Origin of the sequence: Aestuariivirga litoralis (genome assembly GCF_015714715.1) — a bacterium.
GTDB lineage: Bacteria > Pseudomonadota > Alphaproteobacteria > Rhizobiales > Aestuariivirgaceae > Aestuariivirga > Aestuariivirga litoralis_A.
Window position 1 is genome coordinate 1,088,880 of record NZ_WAHS01000001.1, and the last position, 16,457, is coordinate 1,105,336.

A 16,457-nucleotide genomic window follows, 5' to 3' on the forward strand; every position below is an offset into this window, starting at 1 on the left:
AAAGGCCCCTCACCCCCAAGGTTTGCGCTTGGGCAGGACATGATCTCGATCATGGTTAATAGACCCTTAAAAAAAATTAACCAAAATTCAGAAATTGAGACGCAGCGCCAAGCAATTGAGATTCCCGGCACAGTGGCTGCAAAACCAATGGGTTATAGTGATGGGAATAACGGCCCGCAGCCACCCGCAATTTGCATGGTGGCTTTGGCGGACGGCAAGTCTTTGGGGATCATGGATTTGAGATTGGGAGAGGCTTTTTTGGAGTCGTGGGCCGTTGCGCGTCGCGTGTTGCTAGCGTTCGCGCTTGCCTGCGTTGCGACAGCTCTGTCTCCGCCAAATGCGGCTCAGGCCAATTCCATCAACCCAGCCCCCACTGTAACAGCCATCACGCCAGCCACGGGCGATGCGCTGGGTGGCACGGCGGTGACGATTTCGGGAACGGGCTTTACGGGGGCCACGGGTGTGACGATCGGTGGTGCTGCGGCAACGGGTGTGACCGTGGTGAACGACACCACCATCACCGCCACCACACCAGCCGGAAGCGCACCAGCCGGAGGATTGGGCACAGCCAGCGTTGTCGTCACCACAGCAAACGGCAGCAACACCGCCAACAGCTTGTTCAGCTATTTCAACACGCCGGTGATTACCGGGGTGACCTTCGTATTTGCTAGTAATCATCCGAACGTCCATAGCTGTGCCGGCAACGATTGCCGGTTGGTCACCACAGTCTCGGGGCGGAATTTTACCGGGGCGACATCGCTTTCGTTTCGTGGACTTATATCGGCTGGATCCACTCCGGCCCCCGGCGACTTCGTTGTGCAGGACGACAATACGATCATCGTCATAGATCATGGAGACGCATCGATCACACCTTATGGCTATGGCAACGATATCGTATTTTTTTCAGTCAGCACCCCGCAAGCCACATCCAATGAATTCAGGTTTGTGCTAGACGGCGGCTTTTCCTCGTTTCCCCCTTTGATCATCACCCAGCATTGGCGTGATGTGCAAACGGGTTACAAGCCATCGGATTTTCCTTTTCAGAACCAGGATGGATATGGATTTATCGACTCTATTGAAAAACCGCCCGCCTTGGGATCAGTTGTGCTGGTTCAGGCACATAACCCTGATACAGATGACTTGAATAACTACAATTTCGAATACACGCCTGTTCCTCAAAACCTGAAAACAGTCTTTTCCGACACATTCCATCTCTCAGTAAGTCTCCCGCCATTTGCGGAAACCTTAGCAGTCTATGTCTTCGTCACCAACACGGCCCCGGTTCTCAAACCCTTGGCCCCCATCGCCATCACCAATGCGCAAGTGGCGCGAAGTTTGAAGGTGGATGATCTGGCGAGCGATCCTGATGCCGATCCGCTGAGTTTCGCAGCCATTCCCACGCTCACGCCCGCAAACTGCGGCAGCATCGCCAAAACCAGCGACACGGAGATGAGCTTCACCCCCGCCGCAGGTTTTGTGGGCCAATGCAGCGTGAATTTCTCCGCCACCGATGGCGTGCACAGAGGAACCTACGGCCCGCTGGATGCCGCCGCTGGCACACAAGTGTTTAATGTCACCGCTGATCCAACCGCCCCCACAGCCCCCACCGTCACCGCCATCAGCCCCGCCACGGGCTTGCCCTCTGGCGGAACTGTGGTGACAGTAACAGGCACAGGCTTCACCGCCACCAGCACGGTGAAATTCGGTGCGCTTGATGCCACGGCTGTTGTGTTTAATTCGGCAACCAGCCTCACAGCCACATCGCCCGCAGGTGTTGCTGGCATGGTGGACATCACGGTCACCAGTGCCACTGGCACCAGCAGCACCAGTGCTGCCGATCACTTCACCTATGCCAAGGCCATGCAGACAGTGGCGTTTACGAGCGCCATTCCAGCCAACCCGTTGGTCGGTGGAACATATACGCCAGCAGCCACCGGCGGGGCAGGCACAGCGCCGGTGGTGCTCTCGGTTTCGGACCTTTGCAGCTTGGCCAATGGGGTTGTTACATTTAACGCTGCCGGCCCATGTGTGGTGAGCGCCAATCAAGCGGGCGACGGCAATTATGAAGCTGCAGCACAAGTGCAGCAGGTCATCACAGTTCCGCCTCCTGTGGGAGCGCCCACAGTCACCAGCATCGCGCCCAACACGGGTCTGCCATCGGGCGGCACGTCGGTAACGCTGACAGGCACGGGTTTCACAGGTGCCACATCCGTGACCTTTGATGGTGCACCGCTTTCCGCTTTCACCTTTGTGAATGACACCACCATCACCATCGTCACCCCGGCGGGCGATGCTGGTTCCAAAATGAATGTACAGGTGGTGACACCAGCGGGCAGTAATGCCGACAATGCGCTGTTCCAATATGTGAAGGGAGCCCAAGTGGTAGCCTTCACATCGACCGCGCCAACGTCGCCCATCGTGGGCGGCACCTACACCCCAGTTGCCACAGGCGGGGCAGGATCAGCGCCTGTTGTGTTTTCCGTCGGGGGCACTGCTTGCTCAGTTTCGAGCGGCGTGGTGAGCTTCACGGGCGTAGGCACCTGCATTGTGTCGGCTGATCAGGCCGCTGATACGAATTATTCGGCTGCAACCAAGGTTCAACAGTCCATTGCGGTCGGCAAAGCTGCACAGACTGTGGCATTCACCTCGACAGCCCCTGCATCACCCATCGTTGGCGGAACATATTCGCCGACAGCTACCGGCGGCGGATCGTCAGCCCCCGTTGCATTTTCCGTCGGTGGCACTGCATGCTCACTTGCTGGCGGCGTGGTGACGTTTGTTTCCGCTGGTGTCTGCACGGTGAGTGCTGACCAAGCGGGTGATGACAAATACGAGGCTGCAACTCAAATTCAGCAGTCCATTACCGTTGGTAAAAATGAACCGCCGGTCGCCGATGCTGGTAGTAACCAGTCCGTGACCACGCGCGCTTTGGTGACGCTTGATGGTTCCAAGTCGAGCGATCCAGAAAATGGCACGTTGACCTATAGCTGGAAGCAAACTGTGGGTACGACTGCAACCCTGTCGGATGTAACTGCCGCCATGCCGACTTTTGCTGCCCCGATCTTGGCAACTGGCATCACCAGCGAAGAGTTGACGTTTGAACTCACCGTGGCAGATGACACGGGTTCAACTAGTGTTGCCACGGTGAAGGTGACAGTGAACCAGCCGGTCACCGCGACACTGGCTTTGCAGACACCAAATCCCGTCACCGGCCAGGTGAATGATCTGATCTTCACACTGATAGGCACGCAATCTGGCAGCTTGCAGCCTTTGCACATGTTCGCCGTCATTTCGCCTGTTGCCCCCTTGCTGCAACTGGCGGGGATTGCCCCGCCTCCAGCGGCTACGGTCGCCTTCTTCATGGATGGCAATCCGATTGCGGGTTGCACCCAAGTCCCGCTCGGCAGCAACAATGTGGCCATTTGCCCGTGGACAGCGGTGGCGGGTCAACATTCATTCTCGGCCAAGGTCAACAACAGCAACATCAATGCAGTTGCGGTGACTTCAAATCAGGTGATCGTCGCGACCACTAATCAGGCCGTGACCAACTCAACCGCCATTGGTGGCTTCCTGTCGGACCGGGCCAATCAGCTCATCACCAATCTCCCCGGAATGGACCGCCAGATCGATCGCTTGAATGCCGCGCAGCAGGCGCAAGCTGGCTCGGACACTCCATCCAATTTTGCTGCGGCAGACAAAGGGGATCTGATGCTCAACCCATCGCGGCTGGGCAGTGGTCCAACGGGAACCTCAATTACCGCCGCGCGACTTGGCACTTCAGCGGGTTCTGCCCTCGGCCCCTCCAGCGTGGGTGAGCAGGACATGATGGGCTTCCAGTCTTTCCTTTATAACTATCTGAAGACGTCCGGTGAGAGCGGCAATCTCGGCCAGTTCAACTTCTCTGGTCCTATGGAGATGCAGGCCAATTTTGGCGCAGATGGCGGCCACGCCGCCTTCAAGGCCAGCCTTTCCAAAATGATGGAATGGCAGCAGCAACGCGACCAAAAGGAGATGGCGGCCCTGGGGTTTGGCAAGAGCGGCGGTGCGGGCAATTCTATGCCCTTGGATATTTGGACGGAAGGCGTCTACTCCAGCTATTCAGGTGCACGCAGCGGTGCCTTTGGTATGGCGACACTCGGCGCCGACTATGTATTTAACCCCAATTTCCTTGCTGGGTTTTACGGCCAGTTCGATTTGATGAGCCAAACCAGTGGTACGGCCCTTTCAGGCAAAGGCTGGATGATCGGCCCCTATGCCACGGCTCGACTTGGCGAGAATGTGTTCTGGCAGGGCCGGGCGGGCTGGGGCAAATCCTCCAATGACATCACGCCCTCTCCGGCAGGCACCGATAATTTCGGCACCACACGCTGGCTCGTCTCCTCCTCGCTGTCGGGCAAGTGGACGTTTGGCGATGGCTGGGCCTTTGCCCCCACCGCCAGCTTCACCTATTTTGATGACCGGTCAGAGGCCTATGTCGATCATTTTGGAACTACGATCCCCAGTGTTGATACCAATCTGGGCCAGCTCAAACTCTCCCCCGAATTGAGCTATGGCTTCATGACCGACAATGATCTTTGGATTGAGCCTAGTCTCGCGACTGAATTCATCTGGAACTTCACTTCCACTAATGTTGATGGGCTTGGCAGCCTTAATGGCGATGCAACGGGACCAACCGGCCTACGTGGCCGCGTGAAGGCCGGACTCAATGTCAGAATGCTATCGGGCATCGCCATTGGCGCCACGGGCAGCTACGACGGAATCGGTTCCGGTAGCTATTCAGCAATCTCGGGCCACGCGACGGTCACCGTTCCGCTCAACTGATCGGAAGATGCCGCGATCGATGGCCGATTCTGGCCCGTAGCTGAAGGCGATGACCAACAAGAAACTGGCGGCTCGTGCGCGCAAAGCGGACCTTGCAGGAATTACTGCTGATGTCTGCGATAGGTCAGATTCAGACACCATAAGCTGGGGTTTGCATGCCGGCTTAAAGCTATAAAGCAGATGTAGAAAACGGTTCTGCTTGTTCAAGCTTTGGAGGAGAGGATGATCAATTGCGATGAAGCATGAAAGCTGCCCAGCCTCATATTGTTAGTTTGGAAACAAGTGGCAAAGAATAGTCACTATCCAGATGTGGTATATTTTGTGGTATGAATATTTTTTTACTCTACTAGGCTTCTGTTTTTATTTATATTATTTCCATATATTGGCGGAGAGGGAGGGATTCGAACCCCCGGAGGGCTTGCACCCCCTACGGTTTTCAAGACCGTCGCGATAGACCACTCTGCCACCTCTCCGCAAAGCCGAACGAGCCATAGGCAAGCTGCCCGATTTGAGCAAGCAAAAACCCGCCCGGCCATTTATCATGATCGGGCGGGCTCACTACAGCACTTAGATTCTTGTTTTGATTACAGGCGGTAAAGGATCTGGTCGGTCCAGTAACGTTCCAGGCGGGCAAGCGCCTTGTTCACTTTTTCAAATTCATCCACCGACAGACCGACGACCTGCTCGATGGCGGCCAGCTGGCGATTATAGAGAGCATCCACGCGGGTGCGGATATGTTCACCCTTGTCGGTGAGGCTGATGCGCACCGAGCGCTTGTCCGAAGTGGAACGCTCGTGGTTTACGTAGCCCTGCTCCACCAGCTTCTTCAGATTATAGGACACATTGGAGCCCTGGTAGTGGCCGCGGCTCTTCAATTCGCCGGCGGTCAATTCGCTGTCGGCAATGTTGAACAGGAGAAGCGCCTGAACCGGGTTCACGTCGCGCTCACCAGTGCGTTCAAAGTCGTCCTTGATCAGATCAAGGAGGCGGCGATGCAGGCGCTCAATCAGCGTCAGGCTTTCAAGATAGCGGGTCTTGATGTCCTGGCGCGGGCCATCGATGGAAACGGGTTTCTCCGCCACTGCAACTTGCGTGTTCATTTCACAACCTCATCAACTTCCTGTTTCAGGGTCCCGCCTCTTTTGCTTGGGTGGGTGCCCTTTTGATATTGATGAAGTTAGCCCCCGGAATTTAAGTTCAGCTGAAAACTCTCGGTAAATTAGACCTTACAGAGAAAGGTCGATAGTCAAGGTTTATTTCTGGAGTCAGCTTGCACTTAACGCGGTGTTGTGTGGCGTGGTGAACAAGAAGTTTACAAACAACCGCGGCCGGCAGCGCGCATCTTGGCGCGGCGAATGACAAAGGAAAGCTCACCCGGTTCATGGCTCTGCATCAGCTGGTCATGGGTGACGCGGATGTCCTGATAGAGATCGCCGAGATCGGGCCCACGGCGACAGCGCAGGCTGCGGAAGTAAGTCTCGGTCATCATCGAGTAACGTGAAAGCCTGGGATCTGAGCTTCCCATACCACGGGGCGCGTCATTCTGCGTCTGCCTGATGATTGGCTTTTTCTTGTTCACAGGCTGTGATGGTTGCTGCGTATTCCAGGCCGATGCATCGCGCTGATGGATGATGGGTTCACGCGTGTTGGCCGCCTTTTGCTGCGCGGGTGACTCGGCTTTCGCTGTTGCCTTCGCATCGCTGGCATCGGCGGATTGACGGGCCGCACCCAGAACGCCCTGGACATTTTCTTTCTCGGCAGAGGTACAGGGCGCGGCATTGCCTGCCGCTCGGCCCCGCTGCATCGTGGCTTTGGTGGCTTCTACCGATTCCTGTTGCGCCAGCGCCAGCTCTGCCCGTGCCACCAGGCCTGACAAGGCGTCACGGTCGGCACCCTTCAAGTAATGGCACTTGCCATCCACGGCACCGGCCCTGGCCAGCATTTCCGCAGCGCGTATGGCCGGCGGGTCCTCGGCCCAGGCGGCGCTGGCCGCCGTGCTCAAAAATAATCCCGCCAAAATCCATGTCTTGCCGATTGCTTGCGTCATCGCCACTGTCCCAACCCAAACCCAAGCCGCCATTTCACCCGCTGGGTGCTAAAACAGGCTGAATATCGGGTGAAAAGGCCGCAGCTTGGTTAAGAAGGGGTTACGTTGCCAAATGCGCGGCTGGGGATTATGGCTGGCGCCCATGACAAGCTTTTCTGGCTCCTTTCCGGCAACCCGCCTGCGCCGCAACCGCCGCACACCTTGGCTGCGTGATCTGGTGCGCGAAAACACGCTGACCGTCGCTGACCTGATCTGGCCGATCTTTGTGATCGACGGCAAAGATAAGACTGAGGCCATTTCTTCTATGCCGGGTGTGCAACGCTACTCCATCGACCTTGCCGTGAAGGCAGCGAAGGAAGCGGCGTCGCTTGGCATCCCGATGATCGCGCTGTTTCCCAACACCGATCCGAAGCTGCGCACCGAGGACGGCGCTGAGGCGCTCAACCCGGAGAACATCGTTTGCCGGGCCGTGCGCGCCATCAAGAAAGAAGTACCGGAGATAGGCATCATGTGTGACGTGGCGCTCGACCCCTATACGTCGCATGGCCATGACGGGCTGATGGCAAATGGGCGCATTCTCAATGATGAGAGTGTGGCCGTGTTGGCGAAACAGGCCGTGGTGCAGGCGCAGGCTGGCTGCGATGTGATCGCACCTTCCGACATGATGGACGGGCGCATCGGCGCCATCCGGTCAGCGCTGGACGCTGCCACGCTGCAGGATGTGGCCATCATGGCTTACTCAGCCAAATATGCTTCGGGTTTCTATGGGCCGTTCCGTGAGGCCGTGGGGTCTGGGGGCCTGCTGGTCGGCGACAAGCGCACTTATCAGATGGATGGCGGCAACACTGATGAGGCGCTACGCGAAGTGGCAATGGACATTGCCGAGGGTGCCGACATGGTAATGGTGAAGCCCGGCATGCCCTATCTCGATATCGTGTCACGGGTGAAGCGAGAGTTCTCTGTGCCAACCTTTGCGTATCAAGTGTCCGGCGAATACGCGATGCTGATGGCGGCCATCGAGCGCGGCTGGCTTGATTCCAATAAGGTGGTCACGGAAAGCCTGCTGGCCTTCAAGCGCGCGGGCGCGGATGGCGTGCTGACGTATTTTGCGCTGGATGTGGCGAAGAATCTCAGCGCGTAAGGCGCGCGATCAAGCTCGACGTATCCCATCTGCCACCGCCCATTTTCTGGACCTCGGCATAGAATTGATCGACCAATGCCGTAACTGGTAGCAGTGCGCCATTGCGGTTGGCCTCATCGAGACAGATACCCAAATCCTTGCGCATCCAATTGGCAGCGAAGCCGAAATCGAATTTACCGGCGATCATGGTCTTGTGGCGGTTTTCCATTTGCCAGGAACCTGCGGCACCCTTGGAGATGACTGCGATCACGTCTTCCATGTTCAGCCCGGCTTTCATGCCGAATTGTACGCATTCGGCCAGGCCCTGAACAAGGCCGGCAATGGCGATCTGGTTGCACATCTTGGCGAGCTGGCCGGAGCCAGCGGGGCCAAGCAGCTTGGACATGCGGGCGTAAGACATGATCAGCGGTTCGGCCTTGGCATAGGTTGCCTCGTCGCCGCCGCACATGACCGTGAGCAGGCCGTTCTCGGCGCCGGCCTGACCGCCAGAGACGGGCGCATCAACAAAACCAAAGCCGCGCTTCTCAGCTTCCGCCGCCAGTTCGCGCGCCACATCGGCGGAGGCTGTGGTGTGGTCGACGAAGATCGCACCCTTCTTCATGCCGTGGAACGCCCCATTCTCGCCGATGGTCACTTCACGCAGGTCATCATCATTGCCCACACAGGCGAAAACGAAATCAGCATTCTTAGCGGCGGCAGCGGGCGTTGCCGCACGGCCGCCCTTATGGGCGCCTGTCCACTTTTCAGCCTTGGCGGATGAGCGGTTATAGACCGTGACATCGGCCCCGCCTTTGGCCGCCAGATGGCCTGCCATTGGGAAGCCCATCACACCCAAACCAATCCATGCACATGACAAAGCCATAATCGTCTCCTCCAATAATTTTAGGCTTTAGGCGATGGTGCGGACTTTGCCAATGAGCCCCTTGCAACGCAGCCTGCAAAGACTCATAATTCGCCCATGACTGCCGAACGCCGCAACTTTCCACAATTCTTCATTACGGCACCCAGCGCCTGCCCCTATATTCCGGGCCAGAAGGAGCGGAAGGTTTTTACGCATCTGGTGGGCAACGACGCCAAGCAGCTTTCCACCCAGCTTATTCATTCCGGTTTCCGCCGAAGCCAGAACATTGCCTACCGGCCGGCCTGCGATGCCTGCAATGCCTGTGTTTCGGTGCGCGTGCCGGTGGAAAGTTTTGATTGGTCACGCTCATTCCGCAAGGTGATAAAGGCCAATGCGGATCTGGTACCGTCGCTGGCGCAGCCGGTGGCCACGTCTGAACACTATGATCTGTTCCGCGCCTATATCGACACGCGCCATTCGGATGGTGGGATGGCGGATATGTCGGTCATCGATTTTGCCTCGATGATTGATGAGACTGTCGTGGACACGCGCCTGGTGGAATATCGCTTCCCCAAGGGCCATGAGGATGCCGGCCAACTTGCCGCCTGCGTGCTGATGGACGTGCTGATGGACGGGTTGTCGCTGATCTATTCCTTCTATGACCCCGGCCTGCCGCAGCGCAGCCTCGGCTCCTTCATCATTCTGGATTGCATCCAGCGCGCCAAGCGGTTGAACCTGCCTTATGTCTATCTCGGCTATTTTGTGCCCGGCTCCACCAAGATGGCCTACAAAGCCCGCTTCAAGCCGCAGGAACGCCTGGACCGCACGGGCTGGGTTTTGCATAACTGAGACCTGCTTTGCGGGCGCTCAATCGTTAATTTCCATATGCCAAAAATTAACCATTCATGGGCATGATTGCGCCAGTCCAGTCATGGTTTCGAGTGCGTTATGTCAGTCTGTCGCGGAATAAAAGATCCTTTGGCCGTGGCCCAGCAAGCCGCTGCCCTTCAGCAGATTCTCGTATCTTACGGCCTGAGCCTTTCCACCAGCGGTGACATGGCGGGTTTTGCTGCGGCCAAGCGCAAAACACGCGGGCTTGAGCCTGGTCCCATGCACGACCATACCGTATGCGAGTTTTCCGGCGAACGCGGTTTCTGGACGGCGCTGAGCATGGCCGATGGCACAATTGTGGGCCTGCAAGCCTATCGCTGCGATTTCGTCGATATAAATCTCGCCGAATGGTGCAGCAATTACATGATCGGCGTTTACATGCGCCGGCAGGAACTAATGGTACCGGCCCATGCGAAGCCACCGGAAGGTTCGATTGCCTGGCGGTTGCGCGGCAAGCTGGTCTATCACGGTGAGCTGTGGGTCGAGAAAGAACTCAAGAGCCGCAAGGTGATCGAGCTGTTCTCCAGGCTGGGCGCCCTGCTTGCTTTTCTGAAATGGAATCCCGATGCGATCTGGGCACTGACAGGCTTTCACATGGCCACGCGCGGCTATGCCAGCCGCATGGGCTATCCCTATATTGAACGCGGCTTCCTGCGCTGGCAATGGCATTCCGAGAATGTCGAAGACGTCGAATATCTCGCGGTAGCCGAACGCGACTTCATTGAGCAGACGGTGGCGGAAGCACGCGATGGGCAAAGCCTGAGCGGCGGTCTGGTGAAGCATACTTCGCCGTTGACGAAAGTGCCTGAACTGCAGGATTTTTAGGTTTCAGACTGCCCGCACGCATGAATGCGTGGTGAACAACTGGTTAACAACAGGTTCAAAACACAGGTGGCAAAAGGTGCACATCACGAACGCAATTACGCGGCGTGAAAAAAGGAAGTGCCCCGATGAAGTCCCTCACCCTTGCATCCCTCGCCGCAACGCTTTTGATGACCGTTTCGGCGCATGCCGGTCCCGTCGATAAGAAGTGCCCCTATATCGGTAACTGGACCAATGCGCCGCTGTTTGCCTGCCCCGATGTCCAAAGTGTCGGCAGCAAGCACAAAGAAATTTCTTCGCAGCCGGTGCCGCACGATACACCGACACCCGAAGTCGACCGCTCATAGTCAGACCATAAAACGCCTCGGCATGAATAGGTGCCGGGGCGTTTTATTTGCTTCAGAACTTGTTGTTCTTCGGGAAACCGCGCGGAGGCAAACGGCCCGCCTGGGCCCGTTCACCAATCCATTCCGCAAGTTCAGTAACGTTGAAATTACGGCCCGATGAATCCGTCCAACTCATGCCGCTGGCCAGTTTGAAAGCCCGTGCGTCAGCCAGTCCGCCATCCTTGAATTTCTGCAAGCGCACGCCCTTGCCGCGCGACATTTCCGGCAGCTCGGCCAGCTTGAAGACCAGCATCTTGTGATTGTCCCCTACGGTGGCGACGTGATCGGCATCCGGCGGCACTTCCACACAGGTGATCGCTTCCACCGGCGCTTTCACATTCAACACTTGCTTGCCCTTGCGCGTCGTGGCCACGCATTCATCGGCGGGGACCACGAAACCATCACCCTCGGTTGAAGCTACGAGGAGCTTGGTTCCAGGCACTAGCGGGAACAGCGCCACAATCGTATCGGCTGCATCGATATCGGCCATCAGGCGCACCGGCTCGCCATTGCCGCGGCCACCGGGCAGCTTCGAAGCATCCAGCGTGAAGAACTTGCCCGATGACGAGAACAGCATGATCTTGTCGGTGGTCTGCGCCTTGACCACAAATTTTCCTTCGTCACCCTCTTTGTAAGTAAGTGTGTTTGTGTCTTCGAGATGGCCCTTCATTGCGCGAATCCAGCCCTTGTCAGAGAGGACCACCGTGACAGGTTCCTTCTCGATCATCACGGCATCGAAATCAGCTTCGATTTCCGGAGCCTCGGCAAATTCAGTACGGCGCTTGCCCAGCGGCGTTTTCTTCGAGAAGGTTTCCTTCAGCGCCCTGATGTCATCGGATACGGAGTTCCACTGTTTTTCCTCGGAACCAAGCAGCCCTTTCAGGCCCGCCTGCTCTTTCACCAGATCATCATGCTCGGTCTTGATCTGCATCTCCTCAAGCCGGCGCAAAGCGCGCAGGCGCAGATTCAAGATGGCTTCGGCCTGCACATCCGAGAGCTTGAAGCGCTTCATCAAAGCTGGCTTCGGCTCATCCTCCTCGCGGATGATCTTGATCACTTCATCAATGTTCAGATAGGCGATGAGGTAACCGCCCAGGATTTCGAGACGCCGTGCAATCTCATCCAGCCGGTGCTGCGACTTTCTTTGCAGCACTTCACGGCGGTGATCCAGCCATTCGCGCAGCACATCCTTCAGTGACATGACGCGCGGCACCTTGCCGCCCGACAGCACATTCATGTTGAGGGAAATGCGGCTTTCCAGCTCGGTGTTGCGGAACAGCTGCTCCATCAACAGATCGGGCTCAGTGTTGCGCGACTTGGGCTCCAGCACGATGCGCACGTCTTCAGCGCTTTCATCTCGCACGTCACCCAGCAGCGTGAGCTTCTTGTCTGTCAACAGCTCGGCGATACGTTCGATCAAGCGGCTCTTCTGCACCAGATAGGGAATCTCGGTGATCACCAATTGCCATCCGCCACGCGGCAGATCTTCCTTCTCCCACTTGGCGCGGAGGCGGAAACCACCACGGCCAGTGCGGTAGGCATTGACGATGTCTTCGCGGCTATCGATGACAATGCCGCCGGTGGGGAAATCAGGGCCGATCACAAACTGGCAGAGCTTCTCCACCCCTGCTCCCGGCGTCTTGATCAGATGCAGGGCCGCATCGCAAATCTCGGCCACGTTGTGCGGCGGGATCGAGGTCGCCATGCCCACGGCAATGCCGGTGGCGCCATTGGCCAAGAGATTTGGGAAGGCGCCGGGCAGCACAATCGGCTCTTCCAGCGTGCCGTCATAGTTCGGGCGGAAATCGACTGTGGCCTCTTCCAAATCCTGCAGCAGCAGGCGGGCCACTTCGGTGAGGCGGGCTTCGGTGTAACGATAGGCGGCCGCACCATCGCCATCAATATTGCCGAAATTGCCCTGGCCATCGACCAGCGGATAGCGCGAGGAAAAATCCTGTGCCAAACGCACCATGGCTTCATAGATCGCCTGGTCGCCATGTGGGTGATAGCCGCCCATCACGTCACCCACTATTTTGGCGGATTTCTTGAAGGCGGTGTTGGGATCAAGGCGCAGCAGGCGCATCACATGCAGCAGCCGGCGGTGCACCGGCTTCAGGCCGTCGCGCACATCCGGCAGCGCACGGTGCATGATGGTCGAAAGCGCGTAAGCGAGATAACGCTCTTCAAGAGCTGTTTTCAGCTCAATGCCTTCGATGGGAGCGGGAGGTGCAGGCGGGGCAGAATCACGTTTGGCCATGAATAGCCGTGTAAACCATCAGGGATTCATTGTGCAAACAGCAGATTTACCTAATTTGCGGCTGAAATGACAAAGGCTTGCATGGTCGATTCAATCGTGCCGTGGCCAAACTTTGCCGCAAACGCTTTGGCGACCAATTCGGTGACACGCTCCAGGCCTTGCGGGTCTCTCGTTTCGATCTCGCCCCGCGTCGGCGTGCCCTGGCATAAAGCGACGGCGAGTTGATGCGCCGATGCTGCGTGGCACGGCAAACTTACACTCGCCGATTGGATATCGCGGAAGCCAGCCGCCTCAAGGTCTTTCTTGATCAGATCAACATCGTGATATCCATGCGGCAGCCGCTTGAGGAATGTTGGAGGATCGTCGGGGAAAATATCAGCTAAAGCTTCGAGGAGTGCGACCGGCGTAGGGTTTCGCTCATCAAAGAACCCCCAGACATTGAAGATGAAGTGCCCGCCTGGCTTCAACACGCGGCGCGCTTCCTTGTATCCCACAACGCGGTCCGGAAAGAACATGACACCGAACTGGCACGCCACCAAATCAAAGGCCTGATCTGCGAATGGGAGTTTGGTGGCGTCGCAAGCCTGCCATGTGACGGATTGCAATTCAGGTTTTTGGCTCGCCACATCGATCATCGCCTGGTTGAGATCGGTGCCCACGATCTGCGCATTGGGCAAGGCGGCAACGATGGCCGCAGTAGATATGCCGCTGCCAGCCGCTGTTTCCAGAATGGTGTCGGGCTTGAGCTTAACGATGCGCCCAGCCAATTCCTTGGCATAGGGTTCAAAGAACACGGGCCCCATCTGACTGTCGTAGAGCCTGGCGATCGGGCTTGAAAAAACCTTGTCAGTTTGAGCCATCACGATCTCCCGTTTCAACGAAAGATAGCCTAGTCTAGTAGCGGAAGACAGTTACCTTGCAGATAGGTTTCTTGCCCCAGGCTTGGTCACACGCCCGGCGCAGCGCGTTGCGAATGGCTTCTGCCACGGTGGCATCATCCTTGCGGCGTGCGCGCGGCATGGCGAGGAAAGCATCCCCGGCGATGTCGCTCAACTCGCCTGACAGGCCCAGGGGCACACCCTCAGTGGTCACTTCTAGGTTCTCCAACTCACCCTTCTCATCGATCAGGAGCGACGCGAATACGCAGCCCGCAAAAGACAGTTTGCGGCGGATGCGGGCTGGGCCGTCTTCGCCATCAACGATCAGCTTGCCATCGAGATGGAGGCGGCCGCCGGGTGCTTCATCGATGATGCCGGCAGCGCCAGGCTTCAACCGCACGATCTTCAGATCTTCCAGCATCACGGCTTCGGCGATGCCGTTGGCGCGGGCGAAATTGATATGGGCGCGCAAGTGGCGCGGCTCGCCATGCATGGGCACCAGCACTTTGGGCTTCACCCATTCATACATGAGCTTGAGTTCACCCTGGCGCGGATGGCCTGACGAATGCACCATGGCTTCATCGGGCGTGATCACATCAATATCCTGCTTGGCCAGGTTGTTGATGACGGCGCCGACTTCCTTTTCATTGCCCGGAATGGTGCGGGCCGAGAAGATCACCAGATCGCCTTTTTCGAGAGCAATTTGCGGATGGCTGTCTTCGGCGATACGGGCCAAGGCGGCACGCGCCTCGCCCTGGCTGCCGGTGCAGAGCAGCAACACACGGTCATTGGGCAGATAACCGAATTCTTCCATGTCGAGGAAAGCGCCGGCATCTTTGAGATAGCCGCATTTGCGCGCGGCCTCGATGGTGTTGCGCATGGCGCGGCCTACGATGACAACTTCGCGGCCCGCCGCACGCGCGGCGCGCACGGCGCAGGAAATGCGTTCCACATGGCTGGCAAAGGTGGTGACGGCCACGCGGCCCTTGGCATTCATAATGATGTCTTCAAGGCCCGCCGCCACATCCTTTTCAGACGGCGAAAGACCTTCGCGCAGCACATTGGTGGAATCGCAGATCAACGCATCGACACCCTTTTCGCCCAATTGGCGGAAACGTTCTTCAGCGATGTGGTGGCCTAGCTGCGGGTGGCGATCAATCTTCCAGTCGCCGGAATGCAGCGCCGTGCCATCGCCTGAGTCAATGTAAAGCGCGCAGGATTCCGGAATGGAATGAGTAACGGGTATGAATTCAAGTTTGAACGGGCCGAGATTGAACTTCGAGCCCGGCTTGTGCTTGATGATCGGCACGTCTTCATCAAGGCCGTGCTCGATCAGTTTGAGCTTCAGAATTTCGGCAGCAAAGGGCGTGCAATGCACTTCGCATTCCAGCTGCGGCCAGAGATGCGCCACGGCGCCGATGTGATCTTCATGGGCGTGGGTAATAACGAGACCGTGGAAGCGTTTGCGGTTCTTGGTGATGAAGCCAACGTCGGGCATGATCACATCAATGCCCGGATCGCGCTCGTCACCGAATTTGACGCCGAGATCGACCATCATCCAGTCGCGTGCGGCGGCTGGTCCCACGCCGTAGCAATAGCAGTTCATGCCGATTTCGCCGGTGCCCCCTAAGGGCAGCAGAACCAGATCGGAAGTGTCGTCGCGGCGGCGTTTTGCGTTCATGGGGCCTGATACTCCACCCGCACGTCCCCTGCATAGATGGGTTTGGTTTCGCCAGTCGATTTCTCAAGCAACAGCGCACCATCGGGCCCCAGCCCCTTGAAGGTGCCTTGCAGGCCATCCACGCTGACGGCCTTGCCGATGTGGTGGCAGCGGCTTTCCCAAGCGGCGGAAATAGCTGCGAAGCCCTCCCCCTCGTCCCATATTTTCAGCCAATACGAGAGACTTAGGTTCAACTGTTCAAATACGGTATCATCTGCTGCGCCGGTCAGCTTTTCGGCCTTGTAGGGCAACCCATCGGGCACATGGGCGATATTGATGCCGATGCCGATCGCGACCAGACCGGGTTTCAGGCTTTCCACCAGAATGCCGCAGAATTTGCTGCCATTGAGCAGAATGTCATTAGGCCATTTCAGCGAGACAGAATTGGCAGGTGCAAATTTGCTGGCGGCATCGGATACGCCCAGTGCGGCCACAAAACTGAGCTGGCTCAAATCCCGCAGCGCTGCCGCGGTGGGCCAGATCAGCGTCGAATAGAGATTGCCGGGCTTTGAAATCCAGGTGCGGCCCAGTCGGCCCTTGCCTGCCGTCTGTTCCACCGCCACCAGCCAGAGTGGCCCCGGCTCGCCCGCAACGGCGCGTCGCTGCGCCTCCAGATTGGTGGAATCGATGCTGGAGAGACGCTCGATGCGCAA

Annotated in this window: 12 protein-coding genes and 1 tRNA gene; 5 read left to right on the forward strand and 8 right to left on the reverse strand. The window is 57.6% G+C overall.

Going from position 1 to position 16,457, the window contains the following annotated elements:
• Window positions 1-285: 285 nt before the first annotated feature.
• Complete coding sequence (locus F8B91_RS05735) at window positions 286-4,821, forward strand: IPT/TIG domain-containing protein (protein WP_196502726.1); 4,536 nt, start codon at window positions 286-288, stop codon at window positions 4,819-4,821.
• Between the two features lie 383 nt (window positions 4,822-5,204).
• Here the strand turns inward: F8B91_RS05735 and F8B91_RS05740 are convergent.
• From F8B91_RS05740 to F8B91_RS05750, 3 genes are all read right to left on the reverse strand, one after another.
• A tRNA-Ser gene (locus tag F8B91_RS05740) sits at window positions 5,205-5,294 on the reverse strand.
• A gap of 111 nt (window positions 5,295-5,405) precedes the next feature.
• A complete protein-coding gene (ldtR, locus tag F8B91_RS05745; protein ID WP_196502727.1) occupies window positions 5,406-5,921 on the reverse strand; it encodes a transcriptional regulator LdtR in 516 nt (171 codons plus the stop codon).
• 212 nt (window positions 5,922-6,133) lie between these two features.
• Window positions 6,134-6,868, reverse strand: coding sequence for a hypothetical protein (locus tag F8B91_RS05750; protein ID WP_196502728.1), 735 nt, complete (start codon window positions 6,866-6,868; stop codon window positions 6,134-6,136).
• Window positions 6,869-7,010: 142 nt separating this feature from the next.
• Here F8B91_RS05750 and hemB point away from each other — a divergent pair, with 142 nt between their 5' ends.
• Window positions 7,011-8,009 carry a porphobilinogen synthase gene (hemB, locus tag F8B91_RS05755; RefSeq protein ID WP_246714973.1) on the forward strand — a complete coding sequence of 333 codons (999 nt, stop codon included), beginning with the start codon at window positions 7,011-7,013 and terminating at the stop codon, window positions 8,007-8,009.
• Here hemB and F8B91_RS05760 read toward each other — a convergent pair.
• On the reverse strand, window positions 7,999-8,871 hold the full coding sequence (locus F8B91_RS05760) for an NAD(P)-dependent oxidoreductase (protein WP_196502730.1): 873 nt from the start codon (window positions 8,869-8,871) through the stop codon (window positions 7,999-8,001). The two genes, hemB and F8B91_RS05760, sit on opposite strands and share 11 nt — an antisense overlap.
• A gap of 96 nt (window positions 8,872-8,967) precedes the next feature.
• Between F8B91_RS05760 and F8B91_RS05765 the strand changes: the two genes are divergently transcribed.
• The 3 genes from F8B91_RS05765 to F8B91_RS05775 all read left to right on the forward strand — a co-directional run bounded on the left by F8B91_RS05765 (window position 8,968) and on the right by F8B91_RS05775 (window position 10,910).
• Window positions 8,968-9,699, forward strand: a complete 732-nt coding sequence (locus tag F8B91_RS05765; RefSeq protein ID WP_196502731.1) for an arginyltransferase — start codon at window positions 8,968-8,970, stop codon at window positions 9,697-9,699.
• A gap of 135 nt (window positions 9,700-9,834) precedes the next feature.
• Window positions 9,835-10,566: a hypothetical protein gene (locus F8B91_RS05770; protein ID WP_196502732.1), complete on the forward strand. Its 732-nt coding sequence runs from the start codon at window positions 9,835-9,837 to the stop codon at window positions 10,564-10,566.
• Between the two features lie 125 nt (window positions 10,567-10,691).
• A complete protein-coding gene (locus F8B91_RS05775; RefSeq protein WP_196502733.1) occupies window positions 10,692-10,910 on the forward strand; it encodes a hypothetical protein in 219 nt (72 codons plus the stop codon).
• Window positions 10,911-10,962: 52 nt separating this feature from the next.
• Here the strand turns inward: F8B91_RS05775 and parC are convergent, their stop codons facing one another.
• Genes parC through F8B91_RS05795 form a run of 4 tightly spaced genes read right to left on the reverse strand, consistent with a single transcriptional unit; the run spans window position 10,963 to window position 16,457 of the window.
• Window positions 10,963-13,206 carry a DNA topoisomerase IV subunit A gene (gene parC, locus F8B91_RS05780; protein ID WP_196502734.1) on the reverse strand — a complete coding sequence of 748 codons (2,244 nt, stop codon included), beginning with the start codon at window positions 13,204-13,206 and terminating at the stop codon, window positions 10,963-10,965.
• Between the two features lie 50 nt (window positions 13,207-13,256).
• A complete protein-coding gene (locus F8B91_RS05785) occupies window positions 13,257-14,066 on the reverse strand; it encodes a class I SAM-dependent methyltransferase (RefSeq protein WP_196502735.1) in 810 nt (269 codons plus the stop codon).
• A 34-nt stretch (window positions 14,067-14,100) separates the two neighbouring features.
• On the reverse strand, window positions 14,101-15,765 hold the full coding sequence (locus F8B91_RS05790; protein WP_196502736.1) for a ribonuclease J: 1,665 nt from the start codon (window positions 15,763-15,765) through the stop codon (window positions 14,101-14,103).
• Window positions 15,762-16,457, reverse strand: coding sequence for a biotin--[acetyl-CoA-carboxylase] ligase (locus tag F8B91_RS05795; RefSeq protein ID WP_196502737.1), 696 nt, complete (start codon window positions 16,455-16,457; stop codon window positions 15,762-15,764). The genes F8B91_RS05790 and F8B91_RS05795 overlap by 4 nt, the downstream gene beginning before the upstream one ends.

Bases quoted from the DNA above. Each gene is read 5' to 3' on its own strand.
- ldtR (WP_196502727.1), bottom strand. From the start codon at position 5,921: ATGAACACGCAAGTTGCAGTGGCGGAGAAACCCGTTTCCATCGATGGC.
- F8B91_RS05750 (WP_196502728.1), bottom strand. From the start codon at position 6,868: ATGACGCAAGCAATCGGCAAGACATGGATTTTGGCGGGATTATTTTTG.
- hemB (WP_246714973.1), top strand. From the start codon at position 7,011: ATGACAAGCTTTTCTGGCTCCTTTCCGGCAACCCGCCTGCGCCGCAAC.
- F8B91_RS05760 (WP_196502730.1), bottom strand. From the start codon at position 8,871: ATGGCTTTGTCATGTGCATGGATTGGTTTGGGTGTGATGGGCTTCCCA.
- F8B91_RS05765 (WP_196502731.1), top strand. From the start codon at position 8,968: ATGACTGCCGAACGCCGCAACTTTCCACAATTCTTCATTACGGCACCC.
- F8B91_RS05775 (WP_196502733.1), top strand. From the start codon at position 10,692: ATGAAGTCCCTCACCCTTGCATCCCTCGCCGCAACGCTTTTGATGACC.
- parC (WP_196502734.1), bottom strand. From the start codon at position 13,206: ATGGCCAAACGTGATTCTGCCCCGCCTGCACCTCCCGCTCCCATCGAA.
- F8B91_RS05785 (WP_196502735.1), bottom strand. From the start codon at position 14,066: ATGGCTCAAACTGACAAGGTTTTTTCAAGCCCGATCGCCAGGCTCTAC.
- F8B91_RS05790 (WP_196502736.1), bottom strand. From the start codon at position 15,765: ATGAACGCAAAACGCCGCCGCGACGACACTTCCGATCTGGTTCTGCTG.